Below are 14,724 nucleotides of genomic sequence, written 5' to 3'. Positions count from 1 at the left end.
GGGGAGCGAGGGAAGATGGGTTTTGTATGTGGTTTTCGCGGTGGTTGGTGTTTTTGTGTGAACGTTCAAGATAACGGCGCGGTGTTAAAGGCTGTTCAGAAGAACAGCGATAGCGATAGGTTTTTTGGTCAAACCAAAGACCAATTTTGCCTTCAAAGTCCCCTGAACGTTGTTTTGCAATATTCATAATAACGCCAGGACGTTTTGCTAAATCTGCTTTTTCTTCCATGAGCGAGGCGGCATAAATTTTATCTTCCAAGGATCGATTACGCCAAAGCGTGATAATGTTAAAGGCATTCGCCCCAATTTCTGAGGCGCCTTTAATATCTTCCGTTCCAGGGATCTCCAAACCACCTTTGCGTGCATGGGCAACAAGATGAATGTGGACAGTGTTTAAAATTGCCCAATCAACCATTTTATAAACGGCTTGTTCTTGTCCGGTATAATCATCCGAAGCAATGCCGAGGCGCATTAAACTGTCGATAATAAATTGATCGCAGCCATAGCGCGCACGGCAATAGTCAAACACCTCTAACAAGGCCTCAACACTTGATTTCCCAACATGTTCATAAAGAAGGAGCCCATCGTCTAAAAAATGAAGAACCTGTTCAATCATCTCTCTTGTGGGCTGGTCGACACCCCCCGTTTGTTTTGTGAGACGGCGGAGAGATTGTTCTCCTTTCATTTCGAGAGAAGCTAAGCAAAGACGGCTCTTTTGAGAAATCCAATGGGGAATACAGTCGGATAATAGTTGACTCTTTCCAACACCACTGGCACCACTCCATAGCGTTAATTCTGCTGGGCGAAAATGCAATTTGTTTTGCAGTTTAGGATAGGGAACCGTATAACCAAGATGCTGTTTAGGTGTTGGCCAAAATAACTCCATGACTTTCTCTTTATAGTCTGAGGCACGTCGTAATCCTTCCGGTGAAAAACTTTTTGCTGAGGAAAAGGCGGCTGCTATGGTGGCGGAATCTACGCCAGCGGTTAAGCAGTCATTCGCATCCTTACGGGGAAGATGAACACGGTAGCAACGGTGGCGGCCAAGTCTGCTGGCGATTTCATGGGCTGCGTCTTCACCGGGTTTATCCATATCGGTGGCAAGATAAATCGTTTCAAAAGGCTCTAAATGATCAAATTCATTTTCAATCCAGTTGTGTTTTCCTCCACTTCCTCCTCCGAAAGGGACGGAAACCGCCGGGTATCCGTAGGCTGCTAAGGAAAGTGCGTCAATTTCTCCTTCAGTGATGACAAGTGTCCGATTTGTAGAAGAAAAAGCCTGTGCAGGGAAGGATGCATGGTCTATGTTGGTGGGGACGTCGGTTGTGTTGGCTGGCGCGTTGTCCGTGTTGGTGGATACGTTGGTTGTGTTGGCTGGCGCGTTGTCCGTGTTGGTGGGGACGTTGGTTGTGTTGGCTGGCGCGTTGCCCGTGTTGGTGGATACGTTGGTTGTGTTGGCTGGCGCGTTGCCTGTGTTGGTGGGGACGTCGGTTGTGTTGGCTGGCGCGTTGCCCGTGTTGGTGGATACGTTGGTTGTGTTGGCTGGGGCGTTGCCTGTGTTGGTGGATACGTTGGTTGTGTTGTAAAGCGCTTGCCAGCCAAACAAAATTGGTTCACACTGTGCTGTTGTCGGTTTTGTTTTTGCTCCCGCTTGTGCGAGCCGTTCTTTGACCAAAGCAAGTGTTCCATCGGGCTTATAGAAGGGAAAGATGATTTTTTCGCCGTCTTCCCCTATGCGGTAGCGTTTTAAAACCTCAAGAGGAATGTGACGCTCTTTGTTTAAGTATGTTTTTACTAAATTTTGTGGAGTGCCACCTGTGGGCGTTGGTGGGCGACGATAGGAACGGTGCGGCGCCATAAAAGGTTTTGGACGTGTGAGATTGAGTGTGGAGCGTGCTTCTTCAAGGGCTTGAGAAAGGCTGATCCCTTTCACTTCACACCAAAGATCTAAGAGGTCACCCCCTTTGCTTTCTGCAAAATCATACCAAAGACCAGCTTTACTGCCGCTTAAGCAGACTGATAAACTTTGTCCATTTTCACCATGCACATTGCCTGTAATCCAGTTATTTCCACGTCGGTGCCCTTGTGGAAGAAGCATCCGTGCTATCATGTCTGCTTGTGCGGAAAGTTGCTGCTTGATTTCAAAAATTGTACTCATATTCATCCATGTTGTCGTTGATAAGATTTTGGTCAAAGCGTGTGATCGTTGCTATCGAATACGGGTTTAGGGAATACTGCTATGGAGTGGTTGGCTTGGGATATTGCTTTGAGGAATGCTGGTTTGGAGTGGCAGCAAAAATAAAGCGAGAAGTAAAAACTGCAAGTTTTTCCTGATGTTCTTTTATCCGTTCAATTTCTCGGCGAAACCAGTTGCGCCATGTGGCTTGCCAATCTGTTTTAAGTGCTTCTTTCACGCTTTTAGCACGCCAATCATCGCGAAATTTCTTTTCTGGCCAACGCACTTGTTCTTCACTCAAGCCTTCTAAAACCGCTGCGCTGATATCTGCTTGCCAATCGGCAGGAAGTTGTCCTTTAGGAATTGCTGTGGGGCTTGTGCTTGTGTTTGCATGTGAAACTTCCTAGTCTTCCGTGATTATAGCGCAATTGTGCACATTTTTTGCATTGCCCTGAAGATTGCTCCGAAGGGGTGTGTTCTGGAGAGGTGTATCTGGATGGGTGTAGGGGCTGTGGGGCTTTTGGTCTTCTTGCTGATGTTTTTTGGTTTGCATGTGAAATCTCCTAGTTTTCTGGGTTTATCATAGAATCGTGCGCGGGTTCTGCAGTGCCCTTTGATTTCAAAAATTGTACTCATGTTCATCCGTGTTGTAGTTAATCAGATTCTGGTAAAGAGCATCGATATCACTGTTATGGGTTATTGCTTTAGAGGATGGTGATTTGGAGCGAGAAGTAAAAACTGCAAGTTTTTCCTGATGTTCTTTTATTCGTTCAATTTCTCGGCGAAACCAGTTGCGCCATGTGGCTTGCCAATCTGTTTTCAGTGCTTCTTTCCCGCTTTTAGCACACCAATAATCGCGAAATTTCTTTTCTTGCCAACGCGCTTGTTCTTCACTCAAGCCTTCTAAAACCGCTGCGCTGATATCTGCTTGCCAATCGGCAGGAAGACATTGTCCTTTAGGAATTGCTGTGGGGCTTGTGGTCTTTTTGCTGGTGTTTTTTGTGTTTGCATGTGAAACCTTTTGGTTTTCTGGGGTTATCATAGAATCGTGCGCATGTTCTGCAGTGCTTTGAAGATTGCCCCAAAGGAGTGTATCCTGGATGGCTGCAGAGGCTGTGGGGCTTTTGCCTGTGTTTTTTGTCTCTGCATGTACGTTTTCCTGGTTTTCTGGGATTATCGCGCAATGGTGAGGGGGGGCGGCACTGCTCGGTTGGGCTGCACGTTTTATCCTCTCTTGTTGGCGGGGAAGAGAAGAAAATGAAGATTCATCCTCTTCTTCTTGGCTCAAAAATAATGGCTTTTCTGAAACACCGTTAGGTGTTTTCTTTTCTTCTTCCTTCTGAGATTCTGAGCTTTGTTCATCATCTCTTGCACTCTCGTTGAGCAAATGTTGAAATATTTCATTGATTTTCTTGCGTTTTTTTGCCGAAGAACGTCCCGCAAAGGATTTCTGTTCCAGCAATTTTACGCGCTCATGAAACACATTTTCACAACGCTTATTCCATAAACCATGGGCTAAATTTAAAATCTTCCCCTCTTTTATAAGCATTTCTAACACATGCACAAAAGTACGCTTGTCACAGCCGCAAAGACGCGCTAAACGTTCGGGTGATAATTCTAGAGGACGACCACGGGCGTACATCTCGTTGAGAAGAATCGTATAAATTCCAATTTCGTGTGCACGCATTCCACGGACGCCTCCTAGAAAATCATTCTGATACCAACAAACATAAGGAAGTATAGAGGATTCATAGTAAGGAGTTTCTTGTTGATGAATGTGTTTCATGCCTCAATCCACTTTCTTCTTTGTCTCTTTCCATTGGCTCGGAAAAAGTCTTGTGTATTGGTATTTGATTGAAGTTTTTTCTTTAGCAAAACTGTTGCTGTTTTGGTGTGATTGGTTCTTGTTAAATGACTGGCTTTTTGTGCTTTGTGACAGCGAACTTATGGTTGTTGCAGTGTTCAGAGGGGCACAAATTTAAAGCTTAGAATGACGCAGGTGACAAAAAATAAAGAGGAAAAACTTCTTCAACTTATGGCTTTCGGGGGACGCCTTTTTACATCCTTTGGGGTGATAAAATGTTCTTTTGACCCGAAAATAAACTTTTATCTCTCCCCAAAAAAATAAAACCTATTTTCTTAATTTTATCCTTTCTAGAGGATAATGCAAGCCTATTTTATAATAAGGACGTGTTTTTTTGGGAAGACGCGCTATATGGTGAAAGCATGAATATCAATGGTTGGCGTCAAAGATTAAGCGAAGCGCTTGAAAAAAGCGGACGCTCAAAAAGATCCGTTTCCCTCGCAGCGGGTAAAGGTCCAGGGTATCTTCACTCTATCCTTTCAGAAGGAAAAGATCCGACCATTGAATCTTTAGCACGCGTTTGCCATGAAATTGATATCAGTGTGAATTATATCCTTTATGGACAGGGGGCAAGCCCTGAAGATAAAGAATTTATCGAACTTATTTCAAAGCTTTCTCCTCAAGAGAGACAGGCGATTTTGACTCTTTTGCGGAGACCAACTGACGGAGTATTAAAATAACCTCTTTTTGTGTTTTTTTATCAAGTGTGCGCCAGTGCTTTATTAATTCTAAATCATTCATTTTATCTCTCCTGTCTATTTGGGGTTGCAATAATAAAGAACAAATAGAGAACTGTACAAAAACATCTGGCGAACAAAAAAGGATGTATTTCGTTGATATATGTCATTTAAATGTCGTAAAGACGAAAAAATATATCTTTTATTAAGGATAAAATGATTGACATATCTTCCATAGAGGATATAAGACTAACGCTATATTTGAACTTGTCAACATATATAAAGGGGGAAATCATGAAAAATATTCCATTCGTTAAAGAGGACGAAGTAATCATCATTCTTTGTGAAGATGAGAAAAGTGATGCTTATGAGGGGCCTATCGACCAAATAGAAGAAGTTCTCGAACATATTGAAGAATATGAGACAGTTCAAAAAATTGTGCGGCTCGATATGACAACGCTTCATGCTGAAGATGTCACTGAACAACTTGCCGATGCATATGTCGCAAATTATGAAATTGATGAACAAAATGTTCAACTTCAACCATTCGTTCTTAACAGTGATGCTTATCATGTCTTTTTAGATCAAAATGTTACGCGTGATTATGAAGATAATCTCTATGGCTCTTATGAAAAACAGCATCGTTTGCGCCCATGTGATGTTTTAACTGATTATTGGTGGTAGGCAATCACGAAAAGTTATCTCAAAATTTTTTTGATCTCTTAAGCTGAAAAGATTTAAGCTGCAATCAGAATTGAACCAAAAAATTTGAGGAGAATTTTTGTTTCATCACAGCAGGATACAGAATGACAGTAGGATACAGAATTTTTTGCGAAAAATTTGTCAGAAAAATCTTTCTGTAGGGATTTTTGTATCCTGCAACAGCATGGTTGTGAGAGTTTTTTAACCATAGAAATGCAGACTTGTTCATAAGCTCGATTTTTAAGGTATGGGGTTTAAAGATTTTTATCATTTTTAGCGATTTTGAGGGGAGGTGTAAATGGTATGTAGGAAGAGCGTTGCAGGGAGGCGAGGCACGAACGGTTAAGAGGGGAGCAGCGTCGGAAGGCATGGTGCGATGTGCTTGGAGGAGGAATGTTGCAAGGAGAGTGTGAAGAGTGGGTGTGAGGGAGCTGCCATGGAGGAAAGGGGCTGTGGTGGAGGTTTAGCACTTATGCGTTTGGGGGCGTGTGTTTTCATTCAAGGGGGAAAAGTATTGAGATTGGGGGAAGTTCCGAGCGGTTTTTGGGGAAGAGCTGAAGCTGAGAGGGCGTTTGTGCCTTAGGGTAGTGTTAGGGGGCACGCGCTTTGGCGAGACTGTGAAGGGAGGTGGTGAGGCAAAGGCATGTGCTTTAGGGAGTCCAGTGAAGGGAGGAGGAGGTGCATGTGGCACTGTTTGTGGGGAGGCGCCGTGTGAATGGAGAGTGATGGAATATCGTCAGCAGGCATGTGCTTTAGGGCGGCGTTTTTGGGGCAATGTCAGGGGGCATGTGCTTTGGGCAGACTGTGAGGGGAGGTGTAAATGGTATGCAGGAAGAGCGTTGCAGGAAGGCGAGGCACGAACGGTGAGAGGGGAGCACCGTCGGAAGGTAAGGTGCGCGTGATGAGCGCGCCGTGGGAAGGCATGGTGCGTGTTCCTAGAGGAGGAACGTTGCAAGGAGAGTGTGAAGAGTGGGTGTGAGGGAGCTGCCATGGAGGAAGGGGACTGTGGTGGAGGTTTAGCACTTATGCGTTTGGGGGCGTGTGTTTGCATTCAAGGGGGAAAAGTATTGAGATTGGGGGAAGTTCTGGGCGTTTGTGCCTTGGAGTGGCGCTTTAGGGCAGTGTTAGGGGGCACGCGCTTTGGCGAGACTGTGAAGGGAGGAGATGAAGAGAGAGTAGACAGCCATGGAGGAAAGGGGCTGTGGTGGAGGTTTAGCACTTATGCGTTTGGGGGCGTGTGTTTTCATTCAAGGGGGAAAAGTATTGAGATTGGGGGAAGTTCCGAGCGGTTTTTGGGGAAGAGCTGAAGCTGAGAGGGCGTTTGTGCCTTAGGGTAGTGTTAGGGGGCACGCGCTTTGGCGAGACTGTGAAGGGAGGTGGTGAGGCAAAGGCATGTGCTTTAGGGAGTCCAGTGAAGGGAGGAGGAGGTGTATGTGGCACTGTTTGTGGGGAGGCGCCGTGTGAATGGAGAGTGATGGAATATCGTCAGCAGGCATGTGCTTTGGGCAGACTGTGAGGGGAGGTGTAAATGGTATGTAGGAAAAGCGTTGCAGGGAGGCGAGGCACGAACGGTAAGAGGGGAGCATCGTCGGAAGGTAAGGTGCGCGTGATGAGCGCGCCGCGGGAAGGCATGGTGCGATGTGCTTGGAGGAGGAACGTTGCAAGGAGAGTGTGAAGAGTGGGTGTGAGGGAGCTGCCATGGAGGAAGGGGGCTGTGGTGGAGGTTTAGCACTTATGCGTTTGGTGGCGTGTTTTTATTCAAGGGGGAAAAGTATTGAGATTGGGGGAAGTTCTGGGTGGTTCTTGGAGAAGAGTTGAAGCTGAGAGGGCGTTTGTGCCTTGGGGTGGCGCTTTAGGGTAGTGTTAGGGGGCACGCGCTTTGGCGAGACTGTGAAGGGAGGTGGTGAGGCAAAGGCATGTGCTTTGGGAGGTGATGAAGGGTGATGAAGAGAGAGAGGGGAAGCCATGGGGGTAGTCCATGAGAGTTGGGGGTAAAGAAAAAAGGCTAAGACTGCTCAAGACCAACATGATTAATGACCAATATTATTGGGAAAGCGTATCTCAAAAAGAGAGGACCTTTCAAACAAAAAAAGACTTTAAAAACAATAGGAGATAGAAAATCATGCCGATCATTATCGATTGTATTCAGGGTTCAGCACAATGGAAGCAAGCGCGCAATGGTTTGATTACGGCTTCTTTGTTTGAAATGGTTGTTGCACGAAAAAAGCAGGGGCAAAAAACTTCAAAATATCAATCTGTTATGATGAAGCTTGCTGGAGAAAGAATTACCGGAAAAACTGTCGATGAGGGAACAACACTTTCGATGCGACGCGGAACCGAATTAGAATCCGGTGCGCGACAGCTTTATGGTACGCTGACCAATACAAAACCTGAATGTATTGGCTTTGTTCTTGCTGATGATCGTAAGAAAGGTTTTTCCCCCGATGCTTTTATTGGAACAAATGGGGTGCTGGAAATCAAAACGAAAAAACCTGAAATCTTGATCCCCCATTTTTATCAAAGGAGTTTTCCAGAAGAACATAAAGCACAATGCCAGGGAGGGTTATGGATTACTCAGCGTGAATGGGTGGATTTGATGCTCTATTGGCCCGATATGCCACCTCTCGTGAAGCGCGCTTATCGTGATGAAGTGTATATTCGTAAACTTGAAAGTGAAATTAACCGTTTTAATGAAGATTTGGAGATGATGGTTCAAAAAATTAAGTCTACCCATGCAGGGTTTGCTATAAGAAGTGAAAACACTCTGCAAGAAAGCAGAAAAGAAAAAAACACAGGCAAAGAATCGGGAAAAAAGCAAAGAGTGGGGGAGCATTGCGGTAAGGTAAGGCGCGGGCGGAGAATGGGGCGTGTTGTGGCAAAGTGAGGCGCAGCCATAGAGGAAGGGGGCTGTGGTGGAGGTTTAGCACTTATGCGTTTGGGTGTGTGTGTTTCATTCAAGGGGGAAAGGTATTGAGATTGGGGGAAGTTCCGAGCGGTTTTTGGGGAAGAGCTAAAGCTGAGAGGGCGTTTGTGCCTTGGGGTGGCGCTTTAGGGTAGTGTTAGGGGGCACGCGCTTTGGCGAGACTGTGAAGGGAGGAGGAGGTGCATGTGGCACTGTTTGTGGGGAGGCGCCGTGTGAATGGAGAGTGATGAAATATCGTCAGCAGGCATGTGCTTTAGGGCGGCGTTTTTGGGGCAATGTCAGGGGGCATGTACTTTGGCGAAGTCGTGAAGGGATGAGATGAAGAGAGAGTAGACAACCATGGAGGAAGGGGGCTGTGGTGAAGGTTTAGCACTTATGCGTTTGGGGCGTGTGTTTGCATTCAAGGGGGAAAGGTATTGAGATTGGGGGAAGTTCCGAGCGGTTTTTGGGGAAGAGCTAAAGCTGAGAGGGCGCTGTGTCTTGTTGCGGTGTCTGTGCTGTGTCAAGGGGGGCATGTGTTTTGGGCAGACTGTGAGGGGAGGTGTAAATGGTATGCAGGAAGAGCGTTGCAGGAAGGCGAGGCACGAACGGTGAGAGGGGATATCGTGTGAAGGTGTGGTGAGAGTAATGAGCGCGCCTGTGGGAAGGCATGGTGCGTATTCCTAGAGGAGGAACGTTGCAAGGAGAGTGTGAAGAGTGGGTGTGATGGAGCTGCCATAGAGGAAGGGGGCTGTGGTGGAGGTTTAGCACTTATGCGTTTGGGGGCGTGTTTTTATTCAAGGGGGAAAAGTATTGAGATTGGGGGAAGTTCTGGGTGGTTCTTGGAGAAGAGTTGAAGTTGAGAGGGCGTTTGTGCCTTGGGATGGTGCTTTAGGGCAGTGTTAGGGGGCACGCGCTTTGTTGGCGAGACTGTGAAGGGAGGAGGAGGTGCATGTGGCACTGTTTGTGGGGAGGCGCCGTGTGAATGGAGAGTGATGAAATATCGTCAGCAGGCATGTGCTTTAGGGCGGCGTTTTTGGGCAATGTCAGGGGGCATGTACTTTGGCGAAGTCGTGAAGGGATGAGATGAAGAGAGAGTAGACAGCCATGGAGGAAGGGGACTGTGGTGGAGGTTTAGCACTTATGCGTTTGGGGGCGTGTGTTTTCATTCAAGGGGGAAAGGTATTGAGATTGGGGGAAGTTCCGAGCGGTTTTTGGGGAAGAGCTAAAGCTGAGAGGGCGTTTGTGCTGTCTTGTTGCGGTGTCTTTGTGCTTTGTCAGGGGGGCATGTGCTTTGGGCAGACTGTGAGGGGAGGTGTAAATGGTATGTAGGAAGAGCGTTGCAGGAAGGCGAGGCACGAACGGTGAGAGGGGATATCGTGTGAAGGTAAGGTGCGCGTGGCGTGTAAGGGAATGTTGCCGTGGGGCAAAAGCATGAGTAGGGATATGCTTTCAATGAATTTGTCCCCCCCCATAATCGCTTTGGTAAGCGGTTGTGTGCGTGGGCTTCATCGTTTTCGTTGCTTCTCCTTATCTTTTGCTAATCTTCCTCTCTTCTTCTTTCTTCTTCCTCCTCTTCCTCTCTTCTTCTTTCTTCTTCCTCCTCTTCCTCTCTTCTTCTTTCTTCCTCCTCTTCTTCTCGCTCTCTTCTCCTTCTTCTCTCATATTCTTCATCTTCTGCGCGTCTTCGCGCTATTGCTTCTTGTTCTCTTGCGGCGCGTTGTCTTGCTGCTTGTTGCAGTTGTTCTTGTGGGGTTCTCTCTGTTTTCTCAATTATCATCATGACTATAAAGATGAGTGCTATGATGAAGAGCATAAATAGCAAACCATAAATCGACATGGTTTATTTCTCCTTTTGTTTTTTAAGTTTGTTTTTCTCTGTCTTAAAACCAAGAGGTCATTCTTGGAGTGAAGACGAAAGTGGGGACAAGAGTGAGGACTATTGTGATAGGGAGGAACCCCATATATCTTCTTCATAAAGAAGAGAGGGAAGAGATGATAATGTCGTGAGGGATTAAAAGAGATTACGTCATCTTACTATCTCATTATTATCTCACCGTTTTATATTGACAGGCATTGGATTTTACACTTCCCATAAAGTGCTGTGAAGTGGTATAAAAATTGTCATGGTGCTGCGAGAGAGGATTGAACTCTCGACCTCTCCCTTACCAAGGGAGTGCTCTACCACTGAGCTACCGCAGCCCTTTTCAATCTTTGCGCTGTCTTGTGCCATATTGTCATAAAATAGGCAAGAGAACATTTGTCGCTTCTTGAAAGAAATTGGCTGATTTTACTGACACCAAAAATGGTGCGAATGATTTCAGTGGCACTTATGCGTGATATAAGAGAATACTTAAAGAATTGTACACTAAAGGAGGTCACCGCAATTTTGGGGATATTTATCAAAAAGCCGCTTTATATTTTAGCTAGCAAAATTATAATCGCTCCAATTTTGGAGGTGTTGTTTAGAGCTAACGATTTTAACGTTATAAACAGTTTTAAATGTTCAATCTCTTTTAAGAGCATTTACTGCTATGACTTAAAACGTATTATTGAATTGCTGTGTATGATCATTGCTTTTGAATGCTCACATGCGTTATAAGATTTGTGTCATGATTTGCTTTTCATACTTTATTTATACATGGCAATTGTTGATAAAAAAGGGGCAATTGAAGCATATACAAAAGTGTGGATTCCAAAGAGGATTCATATAAAATAAATACATGTAAAATATTGAATATATTATATTATTTATATAATGAACGTCTCTTGTGTCGACAGGGACTTCTTTTATACAATAGCCAGGGGTTGCTTAGAGAGGCTCAATACTCCTCAAAAGGTTGCGCAATGATACAAATGTCTCAAAAACAAAAGCAAGAAAAGTCATATCACCAAGAAGAAAAGGAAAAAAAGCGTCAGGAAAGACTCGCGCAACAATTGCGGCAAAACCTGAAACGCCGAAAAGAACAAAGTCGACAAAGAGCACAAAAAGAATCCTAAGACAATGTTTTTTAAGTGTCTTGCAACCAAAATTCTCAATGATTCGTTTTCATATTTTCGGGATTCGTTCTCATATTTTCAGTTCATTTTAAAATAATACGGATTATTTCATTCGGACTTGTTCTGAAACCATACAAAAGAATAACTTCCCAAGGGGAAAACCTTTGGAAGGGGAAAGGGAAAGTATTATGGATTCTATTAAAATCGTTGGGGGGGAAAAGCTTATAGGAACACTTCCTATTTCAGGGGCAAAAAATGCCGCGTTGCCTCTTATGATTGCCGCTTTGCTAACAGAAGAAACGCTTACTTTAGAAAATATTCCGCATTTGGCGGATGTGGAATTGCTTATTCGCATTCTCAATAATCATGGGGTTGCATATGCTGTTGATGGGCAACAACTTCATCGGGATTGTGTGGATTCAAGAACAATCCATTTTACCGCACATGAAATAACCACAGTGCGTGCGCCATACGAATTGGTGAAAAAAATGCGCGCAAGCTTTTGGGTCATCGGACCTTTGCTCGCACGGTGCCGAGAAGCCTACGTTTCGCTCCCTGGAGGCTGTGCTATTGGAACAAGACCTGTCGATTTTATTCTCGAGGGGCTTGAAATTCTGGGCGCACGGATGACTATCGAAAATGGATATGTTCATGCCAAAGCCGCAAAAGGATTAAAAGGCGCACACTATCGTTTTCCCAAAGTCACGGTTGGTGGAACTCATGTGATGCTCATGGCGGCTGTTACTGCACATGGGACAACAATTCTCGAAAATGCTGCGCGTGAACCAGAAGTCACAAATCTTATCCAAGCACTCAATGCTATGGGCGCAAAAATTACCGGGGAGGGAACAGAAACACTCACTATTGAGGGCGTGAAAAAACTCGGTGGGGCTAAAGTCTCCGTCATTCCTGATCGAATCGAAGCCGGAACTTACGCAATGGCTGTGGCTATGACAGGGGGCGATGTATTGCTCAAAAATGCGCAGCCTCAACACCTTACACAAGTGCTTGAAGTTCTGCAAAAAACCGGGCTCACTGTTGAAATCAAACCGCAGGGAATTTGCGTTAAACGAAATTCACGGCAAACAAAAATCATACCCGTCGATATCAAAACAGGACCTTATCCAGCCTTTCCAACCGATCTTCAAGCACAATTTATGGCGTTGATGACACGTGCTCAGGGAACTGCGCGTATCACCGAAACCATTTTCGAAAATCGCTTCATGCATGTTCAGGAACTGACACGTTTGGGCGCTCAGATAAAGCTTGATGGTCAGACGGCAACTGTCTATGGAAAAGAGCATTTGCAAGGCGCACCAGTGATGGCGACTGATTTGCGTGCTTCCGTCTCTCTTGTTATTGCGGCCCTAGCAGCAAAGGGAGAAACCGTTGTGAACCGCGTGTATCATCTTGATCGTGGATTTGAGAGATTGGAAGAAAAGTTAGCCCGATGTGGCGCTCTTATTCAAAGGGTCACAGCTTAACGCTTTTCCGTGGTTTGAGCGGATGTTCAGTGTGGGTTGTTGGGCGTGGGATGTTTGGGGTGAAATTCTTTTGGGGTAGAGCATCTTTCAGGACAGCCTTTTTCGGTATGGTGTGCTTGGCGTGGGGCATTTAGCTTGGGATGTTTGGCGGCAGGGTGTTTTATGTGATCTGCCTAGCGTGAGGGTGCTTGGGATGGGAAATTTGCCATGGCGTGTTTTTGAGGTGCCTCGTGTAGGGTGCTTTGCGTTTCTTTGGAGAGTGTCTTTTGAGGGCATTGCACGCTCTTTTCTTTTATTTTGCGCTTTTTGGAAAAATTTTCATGTGTTTTATAGTTTGTCGTTCTTTTTAGACCCTTTGAGAGGGCACTCTTTCAGGGTTTGGGTGTTGAGTCTGAGGCGTTTGGGATGGGAAATGTGGCACAGGGCGTTTGGTGTGAGATGACCGTGGGGGGATATGTTCTGCCTAGCGTGAAGTGCTTATTATCATTGCCCTGGCAGCAAAGGGAGAAACCGTTGTTACCTGCGTATATCATCTTGATCGTGGATTTGAGAGATTAGAAGAAAAGTTAGCCCGATGTGGCGCTCTTATTCAAAGGGTCACAGCTTAACGCTTTTCCGTGGTTTGAGCGGGTGTTTAGTGTGGGTTGTTGGGCGTGGGATGTTTGGGGTGAAATTCTTTTGGGGTAGAGCATCTTTCAGGACAGCCTTTTTCGGTATGGTGTGCTTGGCGTGGGGCGTTTAGCCTGGGATCTCTGGCGGCAGGGTGTTTTATGTGATCTGCCTAGCGTGAGGGTGCTTGGGGGGCGTTTAGCGTAGAGTGCTTAACTCGGGGCGTTTTGTGTGTGTGGAGGTTGGGAGAGTGCACTGTGATGGGGCTTTGCAAGTTCTTTTTTTCATTCTGTACGCTTTTTGGAAAAATTTTCATGTGTTTTATAGTTTGTCGTTCTTTTTAGACCCTTTGAGAGGGCACTCTTTCAGGGTTTGGGTGTTGAGTCTGAGGCATTTGGGATGAGAAATGTGGTACGGTGTGCTTGGCGTGGGGCGTTTTGAACTTGGGATGTTTGATGTGGGCTGCCTAGCATGGGGTGTTTGATGTGAGCTGTTAAGCTGTGTGTTGCTTGATGTGGTGTTTTTTCGGGTGATATCCGCGGAGTGAAACTTCTGGAGAGGGTGCCCTGCATAAAGAAGAGTTTCACCGTTAGAAGCCACTGGAAAGGTCGGAAGCGCAAGATGTTGTGATGAGGATTGAGCGTGAAAGATGTGGTGGGAACAAGCGATATTGTGAAAGAGTAAGTGTGAGCGTTGAGAGCAGTGTGTTGAGGAAGATCAGGTAGCTAAAGAGCTCTTGGGAGAATCTTCCGCAGAGGCGGTTTGGGGCGACAAGTTTTAAGAAAGGGGAGTGGCCGATCTTCGTTGCTGTAAGGGGGTGGTCCTATTTCCTAGATATGATTTCTGGTGATATTTTTTGAGATGGGCTTTCTTTAAGCAATGTTTTCCTGAAAGGTTTTGTTTTTCAGTTGATTTTGAGGTGATCACTCTTTGAGAGTGTCTTTTTGGGTGGTTCTTTTTGGGGTGGGGCGTTGGATGTTGAGGCTTAGAGGCGTTTGGCGTGGAGGAATGTTGGATGTTTGGGCGGAGCGTTGGGGGCAAGAGGTGGGGTGTTAGAGGTGTGAGGGGTTGGGGAATGGAGTATCGGAGGCAAAATGTTGCGGCGGAGCAATGGGAGGGGAGTGCTGGAGAGGTCAGTGGGGGCAGAATGTTGGGGTGGAGCACTAGAGGTGGAGTGTTAAAGATGTGAGCGATTTTGGAATGGAGTATCGGAGGTGGAGAGCTTGAGGTAAAGAGCAGGGGGGTATGCCGGAGGCGAAATAAGGCAAAAAACTGGAGGGCGCGCAGTGATGCGGCGAGGCGTTGTGGAA

At 45.9% G+C, this 14,724-nt stretch carries 20 protein-coding genes, 1 tRNA gene and 1 pseudogene; 17 read left to right on the top strand and 5 right to left on the bottom strand.

Translation table 11 applies throughout. The features are described 5' to 3' along the window. From BN67_RS11450 to BN67_RS03380, 3 genes and pseudogenes are all read right to left on the bottom strand, one after another. A partial coding sequence (locus tag BN67_RS11450) for a bifunctional DNA primase/helicase (protein ID WP_019222743.1) occupies positions 1-2,158 on the bottom strand: 2,158 nt, incomplete at its 3' end. Between the two features lie 79 nt (positions 2,159-2,237). Next, a pseudogene (locus BN67_RS13170) lies at positions 2,238-2,546 on the bottom strand (YdaU family protein); the annotation flags it as partial. 249 nt (positions 2,547-2,795) lie between these two features. After that, the gene (locus BN67_RS03380; protein ID WP_019222740.1) at positions 2,796-3,962 is read right to left on the bottom strand and encodes a YdaU family protein; all 1,167 of its coding nucleotides are present in this window, start codon (positions 3,960-3,962) and stop codon (positions 2,796-2,798) included. Between BN67_RS03380 and BN67_RS03375 the strand changes: the two genes are divergently transcribed. From BN67_RS03375 to BN67_RS14415, 14 genes are all read left to right on the top strand, one after another. Continuing rightward, the gene (locus BN67_RS03375) at positions 3,961-4,158 is read left to right on the top strand and encodes a hypothetical protein (RefSeq protein ID WP_019222739.1); all 198 of its coding nucleotides are present in this window, start codon (positions 3,961-3,963) and stop codon (positions 4,156-4,158) included. The genes BN67_RS03380 and BN67_RS03375 overlap by 2 nt on opposite strands. A 244-nt stretch (positions 4,159-4,402) precedes the next feature. Next, positions 4,403-4,720 (top strand): helix-turn-helix transcriptional regulator, encoded by a 318-nt coding sequence (locus BN67_RS03365; RefSeq protein WP_026088141.1) that lies wholly within the window; start codon positions 4,403-4,405, stop codon positions 4,718-4,720. 291 nt (positions 4,721-5,011) lie between these two features. Continuing rightward, positions 5,012-5,401: a hypothetical protein gene (locus BN67_RS03360; RefSeq protein WP_019222736.1), complete on the top strand. Its 390-nt coding sequence runs from the start codon at positions 5,012-5,014 to the stop codon at positions 5,399-5,401. A gap of 427 nt (positions 5,402-5,828) precedes the next feature. Beyond that, positions 5,829-6,002: a hypothetical protein gene (locus BN67_RS13460; protein ID WP_019222734.1), complete on the top strand. Its 174-nt coding sequence runs from the start codon at positions 5,829-5,831 to the stop codon at positions 6,000-6,002. Beyond that, the gene (locus BN67_RS03345; protein WP_156791620.1) at positions 5,992-6,321 is read left to right on the top strand and encodes a hypothetical protein; all 330 of its coding nucleotides are present in this window, start codon (positions 5,992-5,994) and stop codon (positions 6,319-6,321) included. Before BN67_RS13460 ends, BN67_RS03345 begins: the two co-directional genes overlap by 11 nt. 60 nt (positions 6,322-6,381) lie before the next feature. Beyond that, positions 6,382-6,726, top strand: a complete 345-nt coding sequence (locus tag BN67_RS14435; RefSeq protein WP_192813121.1) for a hypothetical protein — start codon at positions 6,382-6,384, stop codon at positions 6,724-6,726. Positions 6,727-6,740: 14 nt separating this feature from the next. Further along, the gene (locus tag BN67_RS03335; RefSeq protein ID WP_156791618.1) at positions 6,741-6,935 is read left to right on the top strand and encodes a hypothetical protein; all 195 of its coding nucleotides are present in this window, start codon (positions 6,741-6,743) and stop codon (positions 6,933-6,935) included. 155 nt (positions 6,936-7,090) lie between these two features. Next, positions 7,091-7,237 carry a hypothetical protein gene (locus BN67_RS14430; protein ID WP_192813119.1) on the top strand — a complete coding sequence of 49 codons (147 nt, stop codon included), beginning with the start codon at positions 7,091-7,093 and terminating at the stop codon, positions 7,235-7,237. A gap of 304 nt (positions 7,238-7,541) precedes the next feature. Continuing rightward, positions 7,542-8,303, top strand: coding sequence for a lambda exonuclease family protein (locus BN67_RS03315; protein WP_019222727.1), 762 nt, complete (start codon positions 7,542-7,544; stop codon positions 8,301-8,303). A gap of 151 nt (positions 8,304-8,454) precedes the next feature. Beyond that, positions 8,455-8,664 carry a hypothetical protein gene (locus BN67_RS03305; protein WP_156791617.1) on the top strand — a complete coding sequence of 70 codons (210 nt, stop codon included), beginning with the start codon at positions 8,455-8,457 and terminating at the stop codon, positions 8,662-8,664. 94 nt (positions 8,665-8,758) lie between these two features. Beyond that, positions 8,759-8,953, top strand: coding sequence for a hypothetical protein (locus BN67_RS14425; RefSeq protein ID WP_019222724.1), 195 nt, complete (start codon positions 8,759-8,761; stop codon positions 8,951-8,953). Between the two features lie 78 nt (positions 8,954-9,031). Beyond that, positions 9,032-9,178, top strand: a complete 147-nt coding sequence (locus BN67_RS14420) for a hypothetical protein (RefSeq protein WP_019222723.1) — start codon at positions 9,032-9,034, stop codon at positions 9,176-9,178. Positions 9,179-9,199: 21 nt separating this feature from the next. Then, the gene (locus BN67_RS03285; protein WP_019222722.1) at positions 9,200-9,406 is read left to right on the top strand and encodes a hypothetical protein; all 207 of its coding nucleotides are present in this window, start codon (positions 9,200-9,202) and stop codon (positions 9,404-9,406) included. Between the two features lie 22 nt (positions 9,407-9,428). Beyond that, the gene (locus BN67_RS14415; RefSeq protein ID WP_019222721.1) at positions 9,429-9,653 is read left to right on the top strand and encodes a hypothetical protein; all 225 of its coding nucleotides are present in this window, start codon (positions 9,429-9,431) and stop codon (positions 9,651-9,653) included. 198 nt (positions 9,654-9,851) lie between these two features. Here BN67_RS14415 and BN67_RS15175 read toward each other — a convergent pair whose 3' ends face one another. Next, positions 9,852-9,986: a hypothetical protein gene (locus tag BN67_RS15175; RefSeq protein ID WP_280101209.1), complete on the bottom strand. Its 135-nt coding sequence runs from the start codon at positions 9,984-9,986 to the stop codon at positions 9,852-9,854. 462 nt (positions 9,987-10,448) lie between these two features. Beyond that, a tRNA-Thr gene (locus BN67_RS03270) sits at positions 10,449-10,523 on the bottom strand. 645 nt (positions 10,524-11,168) lie between these two features. On the opposite strand from BN67_RS03270, the gene BN67_RS14410 reads away from it, so the two are divergent. The 3 genes from BN67_RS14410 (at position 11,169) to BN67_RS14405 (ending at position 14,603) form a co-directional block, all read left to right on the top strand. Then, positions 11,169-11,321 (top strand): hypothetical protein, encoded by a 153-nt coding sequence (locus BN67_RS14410; protein WP_192813118.1) that lies wholly within the window; start codon positions 11,169-11,171, stop codon positions 11,319-11,321. 188 nt (positions 11,322-11,509) lie between these two features. Next, positions 11,510-12,805, top strand: coding sequence for a UDP-N-acetylglucosamine 1-carboxyvinyltransferase (gene murA / locus BN67_RS03255; RefSeq protein WP_019222717.1), 1,296 nt, complete (start codon positions 11,510-11,512; stop codon positions 12,803-12,805). Positions 12,806-14,429: 1,624 nt separating this feature from the next. Beyond that, positions 14,430-14,603: a hypothetical protein gene (locus BN67_RS14405; protein WP_019222714.1), complete on the top strand. Its 174-nt coding sequence runs from the start codon at positions 14,430-14,432 to the stop codon at positions 14,601-14,603. The last annotated feature ends 121 nt before the right edge of the window (positions 14,604-14,724 follow it).

The sequence above is a fragment of the Bartonella rattaustraliani AUST/NH4 genome, assembly GCF_000312565.1.
Lineage (GTDB): Bacteria > Pseudomonadota > Alphaproteobacteria > Rhizobiales > Rhizobiaceae > Bartonella > Bartonella rattaustraliani.
This window is presented reverse-complemented; position numbering and strand designations above follow the sequence as displayed.